The organism is Proteiniclasticum sp. C24MP, from assembly GCF_043951855.1.
In the GTDB taxonomy this organism is placed as follows: domain Bacteria; phylum Bacillota; class Clostridia; order Clostridiales; family Clostridiaceae; genus Proteiniclasticum.
In genome coordinates this window covers 1-15,495 of record NZ_JBINJW010000022.1, presented here as the reverse complement: position 1 = coordinate 15,495, position 15,495 = coordinate 1, and the positions used below count along the sequence as shown (strand labels likewise).

The 15,495-nt window shown below is 46.6% G+C and carries 18 protein-coding genes; 12 read left to right on the top strand and 6 right to left on the bottom strand.

Annotated features, from left to right (window positions below; genetic code table 11):
- Nucleotides 1–6 precede the first annotated feature (6 nt).
- The 4 genes from ACHAL6_RS12355 (at nucleotide 7) to ACHAL6_RS12340 (ending at nucleotide 4,677) form a co-directional block, all read left to right on the top strand.
- A complete protein-coding gene (locus tag ACHAL6_RS12355; RefSeq protein WP_395270982.1) occupies nucleotides 7–1,152 on the top strand; it encodes an ABC transporter permease in 1,146 nt (381 codons plus the stop codon).
- The gene (locus tag ACHAL6_RS12350; protein WP_395270981.1) at nucleotides 1,152–2,072 is read left to right on the top strand and encodes an ABC transporter ATP-binding protein; all 921 of its coding nucleotides are present in this window, start codon (nucleotides 1,152–1,154) and stop codon (nucleotides 2,070–2,072) included. The genes ACHAL6_RS12355 and ACHAL6_RS12350 overlap by 1 nt, the downstream gene beginning before the upstream one ends.
- Nucleotides 2,069–2,803, top strand: coding sequence for an ABC transporter permease (locus ACHAL6_RS12345; protein WP_395270980.1), 735 nt, complete (start codon nucleotides 2,069–2,071; stop codon nucleotides 2,801–2,803). The genes ACHAL6_RS12350 and ACHAL6_RS12345 overlap by 4 nt, the downstream gene beginning before the upstream one ends.
- Before the next feature lie 104 nt (nucleotides 2,804–2,907).
- A complete protein-coding gene (locus ACHAL6_RS12340) occupies nucleotides 2,908–4,677 on the top strand; it encodes a M3 family oligoendopeptidase (protein WP_395270979.1) in 1,770 nt (589 codons plus the stop codon).
- Between the two features lie 102 nt (nucleotides 4,678–4,779).
- On the opposite strand, the gene ACHAL6_RS12335 is transcribed toward ACHAL6_RS12340, so the two are convergent.
- The 4 genes from ACHAL6_RS12335 to ACHAL6_RS12320 all read right to left on the bottom strand — a co-directional run bounded on the left by ACHAL6_RS12335 (nucleotide 4,780) and on the right by ACHAL6_RS12320 (nucleotide 8,754).
- Nucleotides 4,780–5,592, bottom strand: a complete 813-nt coding sequence (locus tag ACHAL6_RS12335) for an alpha/beta fold hydrolase (RefSeq protein ID WP_395270978.1) — start codon at nucleotides 5,590–5,592, stop codon at nucleotides 4,780–4,782.
- Nucleotides 5,593–5,757: 165 nt separating this feature from the next.
- Nucleotides 5,758–6,624, bottom strand: a complete 867-nt coding sequence (locus ACHAL6_RS12330; RefSeq protein ID WP_395270977.1) for a Cof-type HAD-IIB family hydrolase — start codon at nucleotides 6,622–6,624, stop codon at nucleotides 5,758–5,760.
- A 123-nt stretch (nucleotides 6,625–6,747) separates the two neighbouring features.
- Entirely contained in the window at nucleotides 6,748–7,890 is a 1,143-nt protein-coding gene (locus ACHAL6_RS12325) for a hypothetical protein (RefSeq protein WP_395270976.1), read from the bottom strand.
- Nucleotides 7,891–8,121: 231 nt separating this feature from the next.
- A complete protein-coding gene (locus ACHAL6_RS12320) occupies nucleotides 8,122–8,754 on the bottom strand; it encodes a 50S ribosomal protein L25 (protein ID WP_395270975.1) in 633 nt (210 codons plus the stop codon).
- A 256-nt stretch (nucleotides 8,755–9,010) separates the two neighbouring features.
- Between ACHAL6_RS12320 and ACHAL6_RS12315 the strand changes: the two genes are divergently transcribed.
- The 5 genes from ACHAL6_RS12315 to ACHAL6_RS12295 all read left to right on the top strand — a co-directional run bounded on the left by ACHAL6_RS12315 (nucleotide 9,011) and on the right by ACHAL6_RS12295 (nucleotide 13,326).
- Nucleotides 9,011–9,310 (top strand): ATP cone domain-containing protein, encoded by a 300-nt coding sequence (locus tag ACHAL6_RS12315; RefSeq protein WP_395270974.1) that lies wholly within the window; start codon nucleotides 9,011–9,013, stop codon nucleotides 9,308–9,310.
- Between the two features lie 28 nt (nucleotides 9,311–9,338).
- On the top strand, nucleotides 9,339–10,199 hold the full coding sequence (gene rapZ / locus ACHAL6_RS12310) for an RNase adapter RapZ (protein WP_395270973.1): 861 nt from the start codon (nucleotides 9,339–9,341) through the stop codon (nucleotides 10,197–10,199).
- Nucleotides 10,200–10,225: 26 nt separating this feature from the next.
- A complete protein-coding gene (locus ACHAL6_RS12305; RefSeq protein WP_395270972.1) occupies nucleotides 10,226–11,410 on the top strand; it encodes an N-acetylmuramoyl-L-alanine amidase in 1,185 nt (394 codons plus the stop codon).
- A 226-nt stretch (nucleotides 11,411–11,636) separates the two neighbouring features.
- Nucleotides 11,637–12,593 (top strand): TIGR01212 family radical SAM protein, encoded by a 957-nt coding sequence (locus ACHAL6_RS12300; protein ID WP_395271019.1) that lies wholly within the window; start codon nucleotides 11,637–11,639, stop codon nucleotides 12,591–12,593.
- A gap of 22 nt (nucleotides 12,594–12,615) precedes the next feature.
- Nucleotides 12,616–13,326, top strand: coding sequence for a 2-phosphosulfolactate phosphatase (locus ACHAL6_RS12295; protein WP_395270971.1), 711 nt, complete (start codon nucleotides 12,616–12,618; stop codon nucleotides 13,324–13,326).
- A 60-nt stretch (nucleotides 13,327–13,386) separates the two neighbouring features.
- On the opposite strand, the gene ACHAL6_RS12290 is transcribed toward ACHAL6_RS12295, so the two are convergent.
- Nucleotides 13,387–13,743 carry an SH3 domain-containing protein gene (locus ACHAL6_RS12290; protein ID WP_395270970.1) on the bottom strand — a complete coding sequence of 119 codons (357 nt, stop codon included), beginning with the start codon at nucleotides 13,741–13,743 and terminating at the stop codon, nucleotides 13,387–13,389.
- Nucleotides 13,744–13,745: 2 nt separating this feature from the next.
- Entirely contained in the window at nucleotides 13,746–14,219 is a 474-nt protein-coding gene (locus ACHAL6_RS12285) for a hypothetical protein (protein WP_395270969.1), read from the bottom strand.
- Nucleotides 14,220–14,375: 156 nt separating this feature from the next.
- Here ACHAL6_RS12285 and ACHAL6_RS12280 point away from each other — a divergent pair, with 156 nt between their 5' ends.
- The 3 genes from ACHAL6_RS12280 to ACHAL6_RS12270 are packed head-to-tail and all read left to right on the top strand — an operon-like array spanning nucleotide 14,376 to nucleotide 15,403.
- On the top strand, nucleotides 14,376–14,600 hold the full coding sequence (locus ACHAL6_RS12280) for a bacterioferritin-associated ferredoxin (RefSeq protein ID WP_395270968.1): 225 nt from the start codon (nucleotides 14,376–14,378) through the stop codon (nucleotides 14,598–14,600).
- Nucleotides 14,597–15,121, top strand: a complete 525-nt coding sequence (locus tag ACHAL6_RS12275; RefSeq protein WP_395270967.1) for a ribonuclease domain-containing protein — start codon at nucleotides 14,597–14,599, stop codon at nucleotides 15,119–15,121. The genes ACHAL6_RS12280 and ACHAL6_RS12275 overlap by 4 nt, the downstream gene beginning before the upstream one ends.
- Nucleotides 15,122–15,130: 9 nt before the next feature.
- Nucleotides 15,131–15,403 carry a barstar family protein gene (locus ACHAL6_RS12270; protein WP_395270966.1) on the top strand — a complete coding sequence of 91 codons (273 nt, stop codon included), beginning with the start codon at nucleotides 15,131–15,133 and terminating at the stop codon, nucleotides 15,401–15,403.
- The last annotated feature ends 92 nt before the right edge of the window (nucleotides 15,404–15,495 follow it).

The following is a 15,495-nucleotide window of genomic DNA, read 5'->3' as shown; positions in this document are numbered from 1 at the left end:
AATATTTTGGGAAAGAACATCGACAAACCACAAGCAGTCTACAGCATCATCGCAGTACTTGCGCTGGTATTCATGAAGATTGTGGAGGTTAAACCAAACCGAATCGCCAGTGGCGAAAGATTCACCGCATATGAATTCATAGGGTGGCCTGTCCTATTAATAGGAGCAGGCTTTCTTCTCATTGCGCTATTATCCTTATCCACCATGAATGAGAAAGGTCTTATTACCACCCTTGCGGGTGCTCTGCTCTTCACCGCTTTACTCTACTTCATCGGACAGAGCGGACAGGCGGCGGCGGTTGACAGCAGTTCCATCAGAGTGAGCTTTTCCATGGGATTCTATATTCTCCTTGTCATGGTCTATCTTCTTTTCGGACATGTCATGGCGAAGAAAGACCGGTATCTGAACCTGGAGAAAGGTATATCGCTTCTGATTTTCATCACGCTGGCTGTTTTTGTCTACACAGGTGTTTTCGATGAATTTTCCATTCTCAAGGAATATCAGATCAAAAAGAACCAGTTTGTGGACAGTTTCACCACCCATCTGTTTCTGTCCCTGGGCTCAGTGACCTTCGGAAGCCTTGTGGCCATTCCCTTGGGATACTTAGCCTACAGGAAGAAGAACCTGGAAAGCGCTGTGATGGTTCCCTTAAGCATTGTGGAGACCATCCCGAGTCTTTCCCTCTTCGGGATTCTTCTGGTGCCGCTGGCAAGTCTTGGGCGGATCGATTTCTTCCGTGCTTTTGGCATCAGCGGCATCGGATGGGCACCGGCTTTTGTGGCCCTGACCCTCTATACCCTGCTGCCCATAGGACGAAACACTCTGGTGGGTTTCAGTACCGTGGGAAGAGATGTCATTGAGGCAGCCCAGGGCATGGGGATGAGCAGAAAGCAGATCTTCAGAAAGATCGAGTTTCCACTGGCGCTGCCCATCATCATCACAGGAGTGAGAATCGCTCTGGTTCAGACCATCGGCGGAGCAGTCCTTGCAGGCCTTGTGGGAGGCGGAGGTCTTGGAACCTTTGTATTCCTTGGGCTGGCAGAAGCATCACCGGACCTGGTCCTTCTAGGGGTTATACCCATTGTGCTTCTGACTCTGACCATGGATAAAATGCTGAAACTACTCATAGAGAGAATCAGGAGGAGAAAGTGATGATCAAGCTTGTAGATGTAGTGAAGAATTATGATGGATACGAGGCAGTGAAAGGTATTTCCTTCCATGTGAATGAAGGGGAACTGTACGTTCTTCTCGGTCCTTCAGGCTGCGGAAAATCCACCACCTTAAGACTCATCAACAGAATGGTGGACAGAACCTCCGGCGACATTTATGTGGAAGGAGAGCATGTGGACAGTTTCCAGGTGGAAAATCTGAGAAAGAAGATGGGTTACGTCATCCAGAGCACTGGACTTTTTCCCCATATGAATGTGGAGGACAACATTGCCACCGTGCCGCTTCTTCTGAAGTGGGATGCGGAGAAAATCAAGAAAAGAAGCGAGGAGATGCTGAACCTTGTCGGCCTTCAGCCAGAACTCTATGCAAAGAAGCTGCCCAAGGAGCTCTCCGGAGGAGAAGCCCAGAGGGTAGGCGTGGCAAGAGCCCTTGCATCGGATCCCCATATCCTGCTCATGGATGAACCTTTCGGTGCGGTGGATCCCATCAGCAGACTGCGTCTTCAGAACGAGTTCAAGGAAATACAGAGGAAACTGAAGAAAACGGTGATCTTCGTCACCCATGATGTGGAGGAAGCCCTGCTTCTCGGGGATAAGATCTGCATCATGAGAGAAGGGGAAATCGTTCAGGAAGGCACGCCGGAAGAAGTGATCCTGAAGCCCACGGATGCTTTTGTGCAGGATTTCTTCGGCAAAGAAGGTGCGCTGAGTCTTCTCACAAGATTCAAGGCGAAAGAGTATAAGGAGGCGGAGAAGGCGGAAGGGGAACCCCTTTCTGAAGATGCTTCACTGAAGGAAGCCCTATCCGAGATGATTCTAAGAGGCGTGGACCGGGTCCCCCTTGAAAAGGGCAGCCTGTCTCTTCAGGGTATCATGGAAGTCATAAGGGGGGAGCATAAGTGAAGAAGATCAGAGTGACGTACTTCATCATCCTGCTGCTCGCACTGCTTCTTGGCGCTATGCTCCTGTTTCCAGAGCGGTTCGAAGAAATCCTTGCTGGCCTGTTCACATCGAAATTCACCCAAGGCTCCAGAACACCCCTTCCGGTACTGTTTCTGGAGCACCTGGAGATGGTTGTGATCTCCAGTGCCATGGCCATCGCCTTCGGATTTGTTCTGGGCGTTTTTCTCACCACAAAGACCGGAGCAGAGTTCAAGGAATCCCTTCTGAAGCTTGTGAATCTGGGTCAGACCTTTCCTTCCGCGGCGCTCTTGGCCCTGGTGGTGCCCATTGTGGGATATGGCATCAAGGGAGCGCTCATTGCGCTGTTCATCTATGCACTGATGCCCATTGTCTACAATGTGGTGGTGGGTATTGAAGAAGTGCCTGAAGATGTGGTGGAGGCAGCCAGAGGCATGGGCATGAGTGAATGGGAGACCTATCGCAAGGTGAAGATTCCCTTGGCCATGAATGCCATTTTAGGGGGAATCCGAACCTCCACCGTCATAAACATCAGTGCGGCGACCCTGGCAGCGGCAGCCGGAGCGGGTGGTCTTGGCGTTCTTGTGGTCAATGGAGTGAAGACCTTCGATATGGTGCTGATCCTCATGGGGTCCATTCCGGTGACCCTTCTTGCGGTGATAGTGGAGCTGATTCTGGAGGAAGTGCAGAAAAGAAGAGTCTACGCGCAATGAAAACAGATATGGGATCCAGTCATACAGAAGGTCAGGCACCTTCGTTACAGAATGGCCTGCCCATGTTAGAATAGAGAAAAATGATGAAAGGTGGACAATACATTATGCGATGGAGCTTAAATGAACTGTATGATTCTTTTGAATCAGAAGCATACAAATCAGATTCGAAAAGAATTCTGGAGATGATCAGCGAGGTGAACACCTTCGCTGAAAAAGAGCTGACAAATACAGGAGAGGCGAAGGAAAAGGCGGAGAAGTATCTCCGCTATGATGCGACCCTGTCAAAACTGATGTCAAAGGTTTTAAGCTATGCTAGCCTGACCATGGCGGTGGATGCGAGAAATGAAGTAGCCAAGGCGAACTATGCGAGAATCGCCATGAAGCTTTCGGAACTCACCAAGGCGGAAGTGCTTTTTTCAAGATTCGTTGCGGGCATCGAAAATCTTCAGGAAGTCATCGATTCCAGTGAGTATCTGAAAGAGCATGAATTCATGCTGAAGGAAATCAGAAAAAATGCCAGATATCTTCTGAGCAATGAAGAGGAGATGCTCATCTCAAGGATGAGCAATACGGGTTCAAAAGCGTGGACGAATCTTCAGAACATCCTCACCTCCACCCTGCTGGTGGATATCGAGCTGGATGGGGAGAAGAAGAAGCTGCCCCTGCCGGCTATAAGGAATCTTGCCTATGACAAGGATCCGGATGTGAGAAAGAAAGCCTTCGAAGCGGAGCTTTCCGCCTATGAAAAGGTGGAGGAATCCTCTGCGGCTGCCTTAAACGGAATCAAGGGTGAAGTGCTCACTGTATCGGAACTTCGAGGATTCTCTCATCCTCTGGAGGAGACGCTTCTTCAGTCCAGAATGGAGAAGGAAACCCTGGATGCCATGTTCACAGCCATAAAGGAATCTCTGCCCATGTTCAGAAAATATCTGAAAAGAAAAGCGGAGCTTCTGGGACACAAGAAAGGACTTCCGTTCTACGACCTTTTTGCACCCATGGGAGAAAGTCAGATGCACTTCACCTATGAGGAAGCCATGGACTATATCGTGAAGAACTTCAATACCTTCAGCAGGAGACTGGGGGATTATGCAAGAAACGCCTATGAAAAGAACTGGATGGATGTGGAGCCAAGAGACGGGAAAAGAGGCGGCGCATTCTGCTCCAACCTTCATGCCATTGGCGAATCCAGAGTCATGGCGAACTTTGACGGAAGCTTCAGCAACATGACGACCCTTGCTCATGAACTGGGGCATGGGTACCATGGATATAACCTGAAGGATGAAACCATCTTAAACAGCAGCTATCCCATGCCCATCGCGGAAACCGCATCCATCTTCTGCGAGACCATCGTGGTCAATGCGGCACTGAAGGAAATGGACGACAGGGAGGCTGTGACCATCCTGGAGCAGTCCATATCAGATGCCACACAGGTCATCGTGGACATCTACTCCAGATATCTCTTTGAAACGAAGCTGTTTGAAACCAGAAAGGATCATCCTCTTTCCGTGAAAGAGCTGAAAAACTATATGGTGGAAGCCCAGAAGGAAGCCTATGGAGAAGGGCTGGATGAGGAAGTGCTGCATCCATACATGTGGCTCAACAAGACCCATTACTACTCCGCAGATAGAAACTTCTACAACTTCCCCTATGCCTTCGGACTTCTCTTTTCCAAGGGGCTCTATGCAGTCTATCTGAAAAGAGGAGAAGAGTTTGTGCCAGAATATGATGAGCTTCTCTCTGTCACTGGAAAGAAAGACATCATAGAAGTGGCTGAAATGATGAACATCGATGTGACCAGGCCTGACTTCTTCAGAGATTCTTTGAAGATCGTGGAAAAGGACATTGAGAAGTTCCTGAGCCTTACAGAAAAGTAAATCAGATAAGCGTAAAACAAGTCCCTGCAGAAGAGCGTACAAGCTTTTCTGCAGGGACTTTTCAGTGACTTCTGTTTCAGCGTTTTTATGGGCGAAGCCCTATCACCGGTTCTTCAGGATGAATCCCAGAAGCAGAGTGATGATCTCATTGGGCTTTTCGAAGATGGCCACATGACCACATTCAGGAAGAAGCACATATTCAGATCCCCTGATTTCATGATGGATCCTGAGGGAGTGATGAGGCTTTTTGAGAAGATCCTCTTCCCCGCAGATGACAAGGGTCTTCACCTTGATCTCCTTGAGGATATCCACCATGGTCACGTCCTTTAGGAAGGTATCATAGAGGATGATCTGGCCCCTCAGATAGTCCTCACCGATGTTTTTCGTTGCTTTGGCTCTGGCCATCAGGAACGCCTCGTTTTCCTTCATGAACTTCGTTCCATAGATGGATGGGGCGAGGGTGTTGAAGAATGCTTCTCCGTCTCCATCCCTGGCCGGTTTCTTCCAGGAGGAGATGAAAGACTTCATGACCGGATCCAGCTCAGAGGTGGAATCGATGATCACCAAGGATTTCATATGTTCACCATAAAGCGTGGCATATTTCATGGCCACTTCACCGCCGTAGGAAGTGCCGACGAAATGGGCGGATGAGATGTCAAGGTGCCTTAGAAGGGCATTAAGCTCCTCTGCATGCTCCTGAAAGGAATAGGGTCCCTCAGGTTTATCGGATTTCAGTTGACCCTTGAAATCATGCAGAAGCACTCTATAGCCCATTTCCTCAAAAGGCTTTGAAAGAACGTACCAGCTGTTTGTGCTGGCCATGACCCCGTTGAGGAAAACGATGGTTTCTTCCGCATCCCTATTTCCTCGGATCTCATAAAAAAGACGAACTCCATTCACTTCGAAAAATGACATGACAAACCTCCTCTGTCTATAACATGAAACATGTATCATTACTCACATTAAGATTATCTGAAAGCGTTTGCAAAGTCAATCCGTCAGGAGCTGAAAGGGCATGAAAAAGAGTCCGCTTTTAAAAAGCGGACTCTGAGACTTCATGATGTTCTTATCGATTCTTTTCTACAGTCCCATGTCTTCCAGGAGCTTATAGAGAAACTTCGCGGCACCATCTTCATCGTTGGTGGGTGCCTGGAAATCCGCCATGGATTTGATGTTATCCACGGCATTGGCCATGGCCCCTTTGATGCCGGCAATCTTGATCATGGAGAGGTCGTTGTAGTTGTCTCCGATGACGGCCACATCTGAAAGGTCGATGTTCAGATGCTTGCATAAATGCTTCAGCGCAATGCCTTTGGAGGTATCGCTGCTGGTCATCTCAAAATTGTATTTCCAGGAGCTGAAAGTGAGAATTCTCTTATCCATGGTGAAGTACTCCATGGCCATGTGGATTTTATTGAGGTAAGCACTGATGGAGGAGACACTGTTGGCGCTTTCGATGGAATCCAGAAGATCCTCCATGGTCGGTACAACTTTGAGGTTTCCCTGTGAAAGTACAAGACCCAGAACATCCTGTTCCAGTTCCTCTCTTTTCTTGGTGTCAATGGATCCCACATCTTCCAGTTCCTGATGGAGAAGGTCGAGACCTCCCTGGGTGATGTAGGTGTACTCGTCATCTGCCACTTCAAATTCCAGATTCTGTGCTTTCAGATAGGTGATGATGTCACGGACCTGATCTTTTGGAATGGAGATGGAATACATCTTGTGTCCGTCAGCATGGTATACACTTGCTCCATTGCTGGAAATAATGTAGGGTTTCACTTCCAGATCGCTGATGATCTCCAGAATATCATTATAGGATCTTCCGGTGGCGATGCAGACAGGGATTCCCTTTTCCATGGCGGTCTTGATGGCATTCATGCTGTATTCCGAGAGTTTATGATCCGAGTTCAGAAGGGTACCGTCTAAATCTGTAACAAATAGTTTCATAAAAAACCTCCAAAGCGTGATTACTCTTATTACTCAGAGTATATCACACGGCATCGTTTTCAAGGTCAACGTATTTAAGACAGCTGCAAAATATTTTCTGCAGCTGTCTGTAAGTATAGGATCTTATTCTTTCTGATATCTGTAGATCGCCTTCACGCCGGTATCAAGAGACAGTTTCTCATCTGTCACCACATAGACCTTGGCACTCTGCTTCAGAGCAAGAAGGGTCAGATCGTTCAGCATATCACCGGACTCCTTTTCCATAAGGAGTTTATCCGTACCAGGATCGATTCTGCCAGGTATGGTTTTATTCAGATTCACCATAAGACTTTCCACTCTGCCTTCCATGGCAGCTCGGGCGATTTCACTGATGTCTTCGGATGCCAGTTCTCTTGATTTTGACAGTTCATACTGATCATTGAGTTTTTCAATACGGTTGTTGAAATCAGGTTCCAGCACTGCCCAGGCCATTTTTCTCAGTTCGTCTTCATTCAGGGATTGCGGATCCTTTTTGATTCCTTCCTTGCTCAGATAATCATTATGGCTGATTTTAGCGAATTCCGTATGATTTTCCGGCAGGGTTGCCAGAATGAGCGGTACCTCTGTCTTTTTGGAGTGGTTTTCGGTCACATATCTATCCACCCATCTGAAGAACTTCTCCACGTCTATGGCTTCCTCATCTCTGGATGAGCCTCCGTAACCGAATCTGGCGCTGCCTTTCAGCCCCACGGAAGATCCTTGCATATGATTGTCCTCGGTGAAATAGCCGACCACATCTTTCAGTGACTTCTGCTCCTCTTCAGGAAGGTCCACTTTTCTCAGCGCATACCTGTTCCCTTCATAAAGTGTGAAATCATTTTTATTTAAAGCGAGAATCTGAAAGCTGTCATCCGTCTGATACGCATTCAGCAGGGGTTTGATGTAGAAAGTATCTGATACCTCCACGTATTCCATAACATCTCTTTGCAGCTTGTAGACGACAAGGTCTTCAGATGTGGCGAGCACGCCAAGTCCATCCAGCTGATTCGCCCAGAACTTTTTGTCTTCTGCCAGATCCTTCAAGTCGCTCAGTATCTTTTCTCCCTTTTTTCCCGGATAGTCAGAAAGAAGCTTGCTTTCCACTTTCTTCAATAGATTCTTGAAACGAATCTCATTATTTTTTGATTCGGTAGTTAATCTACTGGTAGGCAGATAGATGGAAACCAATGGGGCTTCCCCTTTTTCAATGATAGGATGTGGAAATCTTTCTGCAACAATGTAAGTCATAACATACCTCCTAGATTAATTGAATTTTCTGAACTTAAAAAATAAGGGTATCCATATTCTGTAAGTGAGTAAATTATACTATAAATTATTGAACAGAGTTTAAATATACAATTAACACAAAGGACATAATGGAGTGGTATATTTCTTCACAATCCAGGCCATTTTAAAACCGGCCCCGAAAGGCCGGCTATCAGATATATGAATTTTGTTCTAGTTCTGCTTGTTCTTTTTCTACTCTTCTGTTTCTTCTTCGTCCACCAGAGGCACTTCTGCAGCATCTTCGTCTGCTTCAGTTTCTTCAGGTTCCTCTTCAGATAGCTGTGCGGATAGCACGATACCGATGAGGTCATCATCTTCTCCGAGGACTTCTATTCCTTCTGGTACCTTGATTTCGCTTAGGAAGACCTTGTCTTCAAACTTCAGTTCGCTGACATCAAATTCCAGTCTTTCCGGAATATCTTCCGCGGGTCCCTTCAGTTCGATTTCCTGCAGATTCGGCTGGAACAGCAGATGATCTCTCTGCAGCTGATCTTCACCAAGGATATGCAGTGGAATGGATACGTGAATGATCTCACGTAAGGAAATGGATTGGAAATCGATATGTTCAGGAAGGAAGGTAGCTCCGTTTCTCTGAACTTCCTTTACGATTACACTGGTCGTCTTGTCCAGCCCATCCAACTTGATGATGGATGATGAGGTGTTTTCCTTCAGAAGCCTGTTCGCTTCCTGAAGGGTAAGCTCAACGGGGACCGAATCTCGGTGTTCTTTCCCGTAGATGACGGCAGGGACAATCCCTTCACGTCTCAGCTTTTTAGCCTTCACACCTTCTCTACGTCTTGCAATTTGATATACTGTATTACTCATAAAATCACTCCTCATACTTTATATCATTTATCTGACTTCTTCATTGTACCGCATAGAAAATATGATTTGATGTAATTTTGCAAAAATTCAACAGTTATTGTTCACTGGTTTACAACAGGTTCTAAAAGTTTACAATCAATTCTTATTTTGGGGCTTTCATCAAAGTTTACAGGGATAATTCCCCGGATTGGGCGTAAAAACTTTGCGGATATAGTATAATAATAGAAAGAAATCAATATAAAGGTGGGGTAAGTCAATGCTGAAAGTAGTGAAAAGAGATGGAAGAATTGTGGATTTTGATCCGGATAGAATCAAGACATCGGTGGCCAACAGTGCCAGAGATTCTGAGATCCAGATAACTGAAAAAGAGCTGAAACTGATTGCCAATTCTGTGGAGAAGACCATAAACAGAGTCCGCGGTGAAAATGGAATCACATCCACCTATGAGATCAGAGGTGTTGTGGTGAGAGCCCTGAAAGATATGGGTTATCGCAACATCGCCAAGGACTTCTATGACCATTCCAAGGTGGTAAGGGAACCTGAAAAGAAAAGCTAGGAAGAGAAAGACGATGGAGGTGTTTTAAATGGAACTGGTTATAGTGACAGGGATGTCCGGGTCGGGAAAATCCGTTGCGATCAATGCACTGGAAGATCTGGGATACTACTGTGTGGACAATCTGCCACCGCAGTTCATTCTCCCCTTTGCAAAACTCAGTATCGGTACAAAGGGAAGAGAAGAGAAACTGGCGCTGGTGGTGGATGCCAGAAGCAAGGATATTTTCACAGGACTGCAGGATGAGATCCATATGCTGGATGAGAACAGCATCCGGTACAAGATTCTCTTCCTGGATGCTTCAGATGAAACACTTCTTAACAGATACAAGGAAACCAGAAGAAAGCATCCGCTCATGGGAAGCGAGGTCACTTCTCTGGAAGAGGCCATCGATATTGAAAGAGTCAGCTATGAGAGTATCCGAAGCAGAGCTGATTTCATCATCGATACCACCTATCTCAGCAGTTCCAATCTGAAGAAGGAAGTGACCAGTCTGTTCTCTGTGGGGGATTTTCATACCATGCAGATCAAGACCGTGTCCTTCGGATACAAGTATGGGATTCCCAATGATGCAGATCTGGTTTTCGACCTGAGATATCTGCCGAATCCCTACTATGTGGCGGAACTGCGGGATAAAACCGGTATCAGTGATGATGTGTTCAATTATGTCATGAAGACGGATCTTGCGAAAACGCTGTTTGAAAAACTGATTGATCTCATACTGTATCTTGTTCCTCTCTATATCGAGGAGGGGAAGAGCCAGCTGGTCATCGCTTATGGATGCACAGGAGGCAAGCACCGCTCCGTTTCCTTCGCGAGAAGAACAGCAGAGCATCTCAGTGAAAGAGGATATAATGTCGCCACGCAGCACAGGGATATCGAACGCAAATAACGAAGGATGAAGGAAGTACATATTCTATGAGTGGAATGAAAAGAATGACTGTGATACTGCTTCTATTTGCTGTGAGCCTGGCACTGGGCGGATGTAAATCAAGCAACAGAGAAGTGCTCAACGAGAAGATTGCGGAAGGGGAACTGCTCCTGGCTGAAGAAAGATTCGAGGAAGCTTCCATCTATTTTGCTGCGCTTTTCGATGAAAACCGCGACAGCCTCACTGTGATGGAAAAACATGAGTTTTCAGCTCAGATGGCTGAATCCAGAAAAAATCTCGATGAAGCGGAAAGATTGATCCAGACGGAGAACTACAGGGATGCCTATGACAGGCTCGATGGAGTCCACCCGGAAGATCTGAGTGGAATACAGAGAAAAAATGATCTGGAAAAAGAGATCAGAGACATCTATCTGACCAAGGCTCGGGAGCTCCAGAATGAGATGGAGTTTGAGCGCGGATTGAGGGTGCTTGAGGAATATCAGGATATGGTCGGGGTTGATGAAGAAGTGGAGGAGCTTAAGGGCAGGCTTCTTACTGATCTCATCGAATGGGAAAAACCCGTGGAGCCGGAGAAAATCAGAAAGATCGTTTATCTGGACCCCGGACATCAGGCTGTGCAGGACAAGGAGAAAGAACCTCTGGGGCCTGGCTCTGACATCCTGAAGAACAAAGTCTCCTCCGGAACGAGAGGCGTAGCATCAGGGGTCTATGAATATGAACTGAATCTTCTTTTCTCCCTGAAACTGAGAGACCGGCTTCTTGAAGAGGGATTTGAAGTGCTCATGACCAGAACCTCCCATGATGTTTCCATCAGCAACAAGGAAAGAGCGGAGATGGCAAACGAAGCAGGTGCGGATATCTTTATAAGGATCCATGCCAATGGCAGCGAGAATAAAGACAGGCAGGGCATCATGACCATCCATCCCTCCTTGGACAATCCCTTTGTGAGCCATCTGAGTGAAGAGAGCTTCCGTCTATCGAAGGATCTTCATGATGAGATGGTCCGTGAAACAGCTGGAGCAAGTGCAGGGGTTCATGCCATGGACAACATGGTGGGCATCAACTGGTCTGAGGTACCTGTATCCATTGTGGAGCTGGGCTATATGTCCAATGAAGAAGAAGACCTGAAGCTGAATACGATGGAGTATCAGGACCGCCTTGTGGAAGGCGTGGTCAGTGGTATTCTGAAATATTTCGGGTTAGATGCATAAATGAGAATGTAGTGGAACCGGCAGTCTTCATAAGACTGCGGTTCTTCCTTTTTATCAGCAGGACTTGAAACAGGGACAATCCATTTCTGAAGTCAGAGATGAAATTGTAAAGAATAAAGATTATCCTTTGTAATTACCTTAAAAGTCTGTATAATTTACCTGATAAGATAAATGAGATTTGAAAAACCATGAAAATGACAATCAGCGGTTCATGGATACGGAAAGAATGGTGAAGAGATTGAAGATGTGGAACGATAAAAGATATCATAGCCTGAATTATTTTCTGAGAGAAAAATTCAAGGAAAAAGTATATAAGATCAGCCTTGATGCCGGATTTTCCTGTCCCAACAGAGATGGAACCTTAAATGGTACAGGATGCATCTTCTGCAGTGAAAGAGGGTCCGGTGATTTTGCCGGAGACCGGAACTTCAGCATACAGAAGCAGTTTGATGACATCAGCTACATGATGGAGAAGAAGTGGAAAAGCGGCAAGTACATCCCTTATTTCCAGGCTTATACCAACACCTATGCAGAGCCTGCGGTCCTTCGGGAGAAGTATCAGGAAGCCATCAGTCAGGAGGGTGTTGTCGCGCTTTCCATCGCCACCAGGCCGGACTGTCTGGACCGGGAGGTTCTGGATGTGCTGTCGGAATTCAGCGGCAAGGTGTACACCTTTGTAGAGCTCGGACTTCAGACCGTCAGTGACAAGACCGGGCGCATGATCAACAGAGGATATGATCTTCCCGTTTTCGAAGAAGCGGTGAGAAACCTGAGAGCCCTTGACATCGATGTGGTGGTCCATGTGATTTTCGGACTGCCGGGCGAAACCCGTGAAGACATGCTGAATACGGTGAAGTATCTTTCGGGCATGGATATTCAGGGCGTGAAATTCCATCTGCTGCATCTCATGAAGGATACACCCATGGTTCATTTATATGAAAGAGGCAAGCTGGTCTTTCTGGAGATGGAGGAATATGTTTCGCTTGTGGCGGAATCCATTGCGCTGCTGCCGCAGCAGGTGGTCATTCACCGCACCACGGGAGATGCACCGAGAGACCTTCTCATCGGACCTATGTGGTCCCTGAACAAGTGGGAAGTATTAAATGCCATCGACGATTATTTCAGAGACCATGATCTGTATCAGGGTAAAAATCATGGAGAAACCAAGGAATACATAGGCTAAGGCCATAAGAGGGAGAGAATAAATGAAAATAGATATCATCACCACCGGTGCCCATGTGACACCGGAGTCTGTAAAGAATACGACAGTCATTGTCATCGATGTGCTGAGAGCCACATCCGTAATCATATCCGCACTGAAGAACGGGGCCAAGAGTGTTGTACCTGTGACTTCTGTGGAGGAAGCGCTGGAAACCAAGAAGAAGCTTGAAAACGTCATTCTGGGCGGAGAGCGGAAAGCACAGAAAATCGAGGGGTTTGAACTGTCCAATTCACCTCTGGAATATGGCAGCACAGCAGTGCACGACAAGAATGTGATTCTTACAACCACCAACGGAACCCACGCCATTTCAAGAAGCGGAGCAGCAAACAAGGTGTATATCGGGGCACTGCTCAATGCCAAGGCGGTTTCGGAGAAGGTGGCTGCGGAAGAAAATGATGTGGTGATCGTGAACTCCGGCACCAACGGGAATTTTTCCATGGATGATTTCATCGCATCCGGTGCGGTCATTGAAGAGATGCTTAACATCAGAGACTATGAACTGACCGATGTGGCGAAAACGGCCCTTCTCATCTACCGAACCCATCAGGATTTTCTGAGTTACATAAGAGAAGCGTCCCACTATAAGGTGCTTATGAATCTGGGGCTGGAAGAGGACATCCGGTTCTGCCTCCAGAAAGATCTCTATGACATCGTTCCGGAATACAAAAATGGAATCATAAAGCTCAATTTCTAGACAAAGCAAAAGGAAGAAGCGTCAGGAACGGAACCTGACGCTTCTTCCTTTTCTGCGTTGTTATTCGTTTATGATTTCCAGATTTTCCAGAGGAACCCAGCCTTCTTCTCCATTGTGTTCATGGATGCAGTAAGCCCAGTTGTTCACAGTCTTCTTCAGTGTAACGATGTCGCCTGTGGAGACATCCAGTTCCTTGGAAGAATAATCTTCGAGGAGTATGGACTCGTCGTCCATATTCTTAAGATAGGCTCTGGGGATCCATCCTTCCTTCAGCGTATCTTTTGAGATGCAGTAGACCCAGTTCTGCCATACAGGATTTCCGATGTATTCCTCCAGTCTGAGGACACGATCGTTTTCCTTCAGATTGATGAGGTTTGCCTCGTTGACGATGTGATTTTTTATCACTACATATCTCATGACTAGATGCTCAGCGAAACTGCGATCTCTGAAATGATGAGCTCCATCTCTTCAGCAGGCAGATTCTCCTTGATTTCATAATAGGGTGTAAGCATGCAGTTTCTGTCAAAAAGCCGGAAGAGTTCAATCATGATGGGGCTGCTTTCCGGTTCGACTCTCTGGCTTTCATCTGCACCATAGGAGAGAATCCCTAGAAAGGTGGCTCCATTTCGTACTCTTTCCATGACCTCATTGACTAAAGGGACTAAATGGGATTTGATGTATTTCTGATAGGCTTCTTCACTGAAGTCTTCTTTTGTGACATCTTTTCTGAACAGTTCAAAGTGCTTCTGGATATTAGGCACCGGAACCAGATTGATGCCCAGATCAATAAGATCCGCCACTACGGGTAAAGGACCTTGGGCAGTCTGCTTTTCTTTGGGCAGAACTCCCTGGTCTAACATGCTGCTGGTGATGACAAGTATTTTATCTTCCATACTGGAACCTCCTTGGTGAACTTAATTAATTATGACATTATTCTGAAAAAAATACAATGAATGCTGTAAAAGCGGAATGAACCAGGAATGAATATTTTGTGATTGATTGTCAATGGGAGGTTCTGTCCGGTATAATTCAAGGTGAGGAGTGATGAAATGGAGCATGAAATCGATCCGAAGATCATGGATAACATAACTAAAGTATGCATATGCAAAGCGATACCGAGAAGCAAAATCAAAAACGCCATCCGTAACGGAGCCGACAGCGTGATGAAAGTAAATGAGGTCACAGGTTCCGGGCAGGGAGAGTGTAGAGGAAGAAGATGCGGACTCAAGATCAAGGCTCTGGTGGACGGCTACAAGAAGGGGGAGTGGGAATGATGAGAAAGCTTATGAAAAGAAGCACCGCTCTCATTCTTGCGCTTCTGCTTCTGCTCACCTTCAGCGGCTGCTCCATCCTGGAGATGGAACTTGTGGAAGAAGGAAACGCACCTCAGGTGGAAAATCCTGCTGGGGCACCTGAAGAGATGGAAAGTGAGTCCCCGGAGGAAAATCCCGCCATCGAAGAAGACGGCTATTACACGTCCAGGGATGAGGTTGCCCTATACATTCATACCTACGGGAGACTCCCTGGAAACTACATAAGAAAAAATGATGCCATGGACCTGGGCTGGGATGCCAGCAAAGGAAATCTATGGGATGTGACGGAGGAAATGAGCATCGGTGGTGACCGGTTCGGAAACAGAGAAGGACTTCTGCCTGATGCAAGCGGAAGACAATGGTATGAGGCGGACATTGATTATGAAGGCGGATACAGAAACGCTCTGCGTATCGTCTTCTCCAATGATGGACTCATCTATTATACGGATGATCACTATGAATCTTTCGAGAAGCTCTATTAGGAGGTTGTAATGAAAAGAATCATCTTGAACGGAAAAAGAATGATCACAAAAGAGGTGGCCCATGCGTATCTGAAAAGAAAATTCTCCTTTCCGGACTACTACGGCAGGAATCTGGATGCACTATGGGATCTTTTATCGACTACAGTAAAGGAAACAGAGATTGTCCTGGTGAATGCGAAGTGCGTACCGGAGAATCTTGGCAGATACGGTGCTTCCCTTCTTCAGGTCTTCGATGATCTCAATGAGGAAAACAGACGCGTGAAAGTGATCTATCTCAACTGAAAAGAATCCTGAAACGGGGAGGTTATGCTTTCTGTTTTAGGATTCTTTTTCACTTTCTGCACAAATAATGACTATGAAGGAAAGAGATACGT